Origin of the sequence: Alkalibacterium sp. (assembly GCF_046484155.1) — a bacterium.
Classification (GTDB): Bacteria; Bacillota; Bacilli; order Lactobacillales; family Carnobacteriaceae_A; genus Alkalibacterium.
The window spans coordinates 1-5,139 of the sequence record NZ_JAWOBT010000029.1; the positions used below are offsets into that span (position 1 = coordinate 1).

Sequence of the window (5,139 nt, forward strand, 5' to 3'; positions counted from 1 at the left end):
GAAGAATTGAGTCGCCTGCAGGTTCAGGCGTAAAATGCTCTCAACGTTTGTCTCTTCCACCAAAGCACCCAGGATACCAATGTGAGCACCGCTATATAGTGAAAAATCTGTTTCTGCCCAATCATAAACGGTCGGATCCCCGCCAAACCAAGGCGTCCGTCCCTGACTGCTTTTTCGTATGCCTTCATAAGGGATAGATGCTTGAATCGAATCACTGACAGCGTCCGAATGTTCGGAATGCGTGAGTGACTGATTATCAGGATCAGTTTCAGTCGCGAAATAATAACGGGCATTACTGGTCAGGTTCAACAGCCAGACACCGATATCTTTCGCGTATCTGGAATCATATTGGACAACTGGAGCCATTGCCCCAGCGGCCGCGAAGGTATTCATGGAGAAAACATAACCATCTCCATCTGTGTCACTGCCGAACAAGCCGTTCACTTCATAATCTCCCCACTGACCAGAAACAGAACCCCAGCCGCCACGTGGGATCGACGAGGCATTGAAGTTGTCATCCAAAAAGGAGGTGAGATCATATTGCGTGCCATGAAAAGCATTCAACCTGGCTCCTAAATATGGTCCGAAGTACATGAGTGCTTCGTATAATGGACTTCCAAAATAGGCTTCCGTGTAATCCATGGTATTGATAGCCGCAGTCAAATATTTTTCATCCTGAGTCATCTGATAGCCGTAATACATCAGCATACCGATGCCAACAGCACTATCCGGTTCTGTCCATACATCATTGCGATAAGGTTCATTTAGTTTGAAATCAAAACCGGTGTAATCAAAATCCGGATTCCCATTATCATACATGATTTCGTACGCGCCATACCAGCTTTCGATCGAAGTCAACAACTGATTTCTCAATTCATCCTGATCTTCATATAAATCTGATGCATGTGCAAACAGAATAGTTGGGTATAGCAAATACCACATAGAGGTCGTGGCACTGCTACCCGCCGGGTTGTTCAATATGATGCCTTCTTCTTCACTATAAAAGGCACTCAACTGAGCGACGTAATCCTCTCCCTCGGTTTTATCGATCCCATTCAAAGTCGCGCTGATAATCGCTGCAATATTGGTCACTGCTTCCTGGGCACCATCTTGATGCATCCGACCGTCCCCTACATAAGCGGGCAGTCCAAATGAGCCATAGGTTTCATCCTTCCAACTGAGCGGGAGGAAGAGACCGTTATCCTGACCATCAAAGACGAGTTCATCAAAATCGACTGCACGTTCAGACCAATCAATCAGCTTATAATCTGTCGGTATTTGATTAGCGTATTGTTGTACACGTAAGATTTCTTTATCAAAGCGAATGTCTTGTGTTTGACTGTCAGCTTCATCTGCCGCTGAACAGCCAACCATAAGCATACCGGAAGCTAAAAGCATCAATCCTTTTATTTCTCGAATCAGAAAATCCATTTAATTAATTGGCCCCTTTGGTTGCAGTTTATTTTTGGTACATTATTTTAACTTCTGAAATTTCGACGGTTGCTTCTGAACTGCCAGAAGCCATTAACCAGATGACGCCTTCTAAATCTTCACCGTATAACTGGACGAAACTTTCTCCTAATTTATCTTTGATATCTACAACCGCATAGTTATTCCATTTAAAGTTGTTGTCCTCAATCAGATACATACCCCAGTTATGCTCATCTATTTCAGGTGAGCTCGGAACAAATTTTGCTCCCCATTTGAAGTCGTCTCCACTTTCTTTAACACGTACGAATAATAGCGGGTCTCTTGATAAATCGATAGACATTGCTTCTGACTGTACGCCTCCCCAGCCGTCTGAGGCCGCTTGAATAACTGCGACATCATCGCCCAATTCGACAGAACCTTCTCCGCCTCCAGGTGTTACCATCGATGTCCACTCTGCAACATCGGCTCCATCTTGTGTGTATGAGTATAAATCATCCGCTGCTGATTCGTCGTCAGCCTGATCACTACACCCCGCCACGAATAACATTGATGCCAATCCTAAAGTAAAAGCTGCTTTTTTTAACATATTTTTCCTCCATTGATCTTATTTTTTATATTCCATAGTACTGCGTTTACTCACTTTCAAAGATTTAAGTGACTGAAAAGAGTCGCTTTAAGCTCAGCCATTCGCTTGCTGGATTCCACTTCAGATTCATCTTTAGTCGAGAAGTAAAACTTATATTTGGGCTCAGTCCCCGATGGTCTAATGGCCAGCCAAGATCGATCTTCAAATGTCAGTTTCAGGACATTCGCTTTTGGCAGATCGATCTGAGTCGTCTTGCCGTCTGAAGTCATTCGTTTATTGCTGTCGTAATCTTCTATCGACGCTATTTTAAACGTGCCGAACGGTTCATCTAACTGCTTCTTTAATTTTTCTATGTTACTTTCGATGGTTTCGACCTGTTCTGCTGATTCGATCTGAATGGTAACTAAATCTTCCGTATAAAAACCGAACCGCTTATACACAGCGTCTAAAACATCCAATAAAGACTGGTCCTTCTGATGATAATAAAGCGCCGCTTCGAGTAACAGGACGACCGCCTGGACCGCGTCTTTATCTCGAACGATCGAGCTGAAGAGGTAACCATAACTTTCTTCATAGCCAAACAGGAAGTCTTTATATCCGGCTTCTTCCAGCTCAGTTATTTTTTCACCGATATATTTAAAGCCAGTAAGCGTATTGATCACTTCGATACCCTCTGCTTCGGCAATAGCTGCACCGAGCTCTGAGGTCACGATCGTTTTGATCAAAACGGATTTTTCCAAGGCTTGTCCTTTACTGTTTTCAATAAGGTATGCCAGCAGGATCGCGCCCAGCTGATTTCCGGTAAGGTACGTGTACTGACCGTTTTCGTGAACTGCGACACCTAACCGATCGGCATCGGGGTCCGTAGCCATGATCAAATTCGCCTGTTCTTTTTTTCCTAAAGCCTCGGCGTATGCGAAAGCGTCTTTGTCTTCCGGATTGGGCGACTCAACGGTTTCAAACGTTCCGTCGACCGTCAGCTGTTCCTCGACCAGTGAATAATTTTTGAACTGCAGAGTGTCCAGTGCTTTTTTTATAATGCCCAGTCCAGCTCCGTGAAGCGGCGTATAGACGACGTTAAAATCAGTCTTTTTTTTGAATAGTTCCGGTTCTTTTAGATCTTTCCCTAATTCTGTTAAGTAGGCTCTATCTAGATCGTCACCAACTACCGTAACGCTTCCTTCTGAAATAAAGGCATCGAGTTTCCCGTGTGCCAATTGAAGTTCGTTAGTAACATCACTGAGTTCATCGACGATGGCTTCAGCCATCGTTTCGGTCATCTGCCCGCCTGTATGGTCATAGATTTTATAGCCGTTATAGTTCGCTGGATTATGACTGGCAGTGATCATGACACCGCCAGCTGCATCGTACGCTCTGACCATGTAAGAAAGCAGTGGTGTCGGTCTCGCTTCATCAGACAAATAGACTTTAAACCCTTGTGAGGCAGCCAGATACGCAACGTTTTCAGCAAAGTCTTTTGAAAAATGACGGGTATCGTAACTGATGGCAATGCCTTTAGTTTTTGAATCGTCGCCATTTTTTTCCAAATAATTTAAAAAGCCTTGAGTGATCCGGCGAACGGTGTAATGATTGATGCGATTGATCCCCGCACCGAATGTCCCGCGGGCGCCACCAGTACCGAATGCCAGATGTTGCCCAAATCGTTCCTGGGCGCTGTCTTCGGTCAGTCCGTTTAAATCCTCAGCAATGTAAGCGTCAGTATGTTCAACTGACTGCCATTCGTGCCATTTGCTTTTCCAATCCATTAGTTAGACTCCTTCAAATGTGCTAAGACCTCTTTAATGGAAATGTCACACCCTGCGATGGATGTGTCCGCCACACCATAATACATCGTCAGCGTGTCGTCATCTTTTTGCGTGGCGCCGCAGCCGAAGACAACTTCATTAAAGAAGCCGTTTTTCTCATAGTCTGCTTCCGGTTCCATGAATGCTGAATCGGAACGTGCCAATACGTTTGTCGGATCGTTCAGATCGAGTAACAAGGCACCCATGCAATAACGGGATGCATGTGAAGCTCCGTGATACAGGACCAACCAGCCTTCAGTCGTTTTAACAGGTGTCAGACCTGCACCCATGCGTTCCTCATCCCAGGAGTTTTCTCTCACGCCCGCCAAGTGCTGATGATTGCCCCAATGTCTGGTGTCAGGAGATTCGGCGATCCAGATGTCGTAGTTCCCGACACTTTTCAAGACAGGTCTGTGCAGGGCATAATAGAGTCCGTTGATTTTTTCTGGGAACAGCACCACATCTTTATTCTCAGGTGCGAAGATGATGCCTTGGTCCGTGAACGACTCAAAGTCTCTGGTCGTCACGAGTGACACGGCGACACCCTTTTCTGACACTGAAGTGAAATCGATATAATAGGTGTCTTCGATTTTAGTCACACGCGGGTCTTCGATACCAAACGTTTGATACTCATTATAAGGATATAAGAATGGCTCGTCGTCGACCGTAAAATTGATGCCATCCTGACTTCTGGCAATCCGCACGTAGGAAAGTGAAGTCAGATATGATAGGCCTTCCAGCTTGTCTTGTTTCCTCACGACTCGTGGATCTTCAAAGTTATACTCTTTGTCTGATTTACTTAATTCTTTGATCGTTATTTCCTTTGTTGCCGGATCCACGATGGGTATCTTCACGATATCTGGATCATTCGAGATCGGACGTTCAGCTACGCGCATCAGTAGAAGTGTTTCACCGTTGTAATCGGCCACACCAGCATTGAATGCACCGATCACTTCGAATCCTTCATGATGAGCTTTGACATCTTTCGGTGTTATGATCGGGTTTTCTTCAAATCGTTTGATAGTCATGCAATAAACTCTCCTTCTTAAATAAATGGATCCGGTATCGTCACTTTTTGTGCCTGTGCGTCACTGATGCCCGCATACAAAACCGCTTCGTTTCCTTCACGTATCAGACCTCCGCTGAAAATAACATCTTCTAGATCCGAACGTTTAGCCGGACCTTCCAAGAAATCACTGCGCTCAGCGATGATTTTCAGCTCACTTGGTGTTAGCGTCTCAATATCCAGCGTGAATGCCATGGAATAATAATGACGGTCGCCTGATTCATCAAATTTTGCGATGTGTCCGAGCACGC

At 45.0% G+C, this 5,139-nt stretch carries 5 protein-coding genes; all 5 read right to left on the reverse strand.

The window, feature by feature from the left end:
* A partial coding sequence (locus tag R6U02_RS02275) for a hypothetical protein (protein ID WP_410262015.1) occupies positions 1-1,431 on the reverse strand: 1,431 nt, incomplete at its 3' end.
* A gap of 28 nt (positions 1,432-1,459) precedes the next feature.
* Positions 1,460-2,017 carry a hypothetical protein gene (locus tag R6U02_RS02280; protein WP_410262016.1) on the reverse strand — a complete coding sequence of 186 codons (558 nt, stop codon included), beginning with the start codon at positions 2,015-2,017 and terminating at the stop codon, positions 1,460-1,462.
* Between the two features lie 56 nt (positions 2,018-2,073).
* Complete coding sequence (locus tag R6U02_RS02285) at positions 2,074-3,783, reverse strand: phospho-sugar mutase (RefSeq protein WP_410262017.1); 1,710 nt, start codon at positions 3,781-3,783, stop codon at positions 2,074-2,076.
* Positions 3,783-4,850: a glycoside hydrolase family 130 protein gene (locus tag R6U02_RS02290; RefSeq protein ID WP_410262018.1), complete on the reverse strand. Its 1,068-nt coding sequence runs from the start codon at positions 4,848-4,850 to the stop codon at positions 3,783-3,785. Before R6U02_RS02290 ends, R6U02_RS02285 begins: the two co-directional genes overlap by 1 nt.
* A 17-nt stretch (positions 4,851-4,867) precedes the next feature.
* Positions 4,868-5,139 (reverse strand): DUF1861 family protein (locus R6U02_RS02295; protein WP_410262019.1); only part of this gene is annotated, 272 nt, incomplete at its 5' end.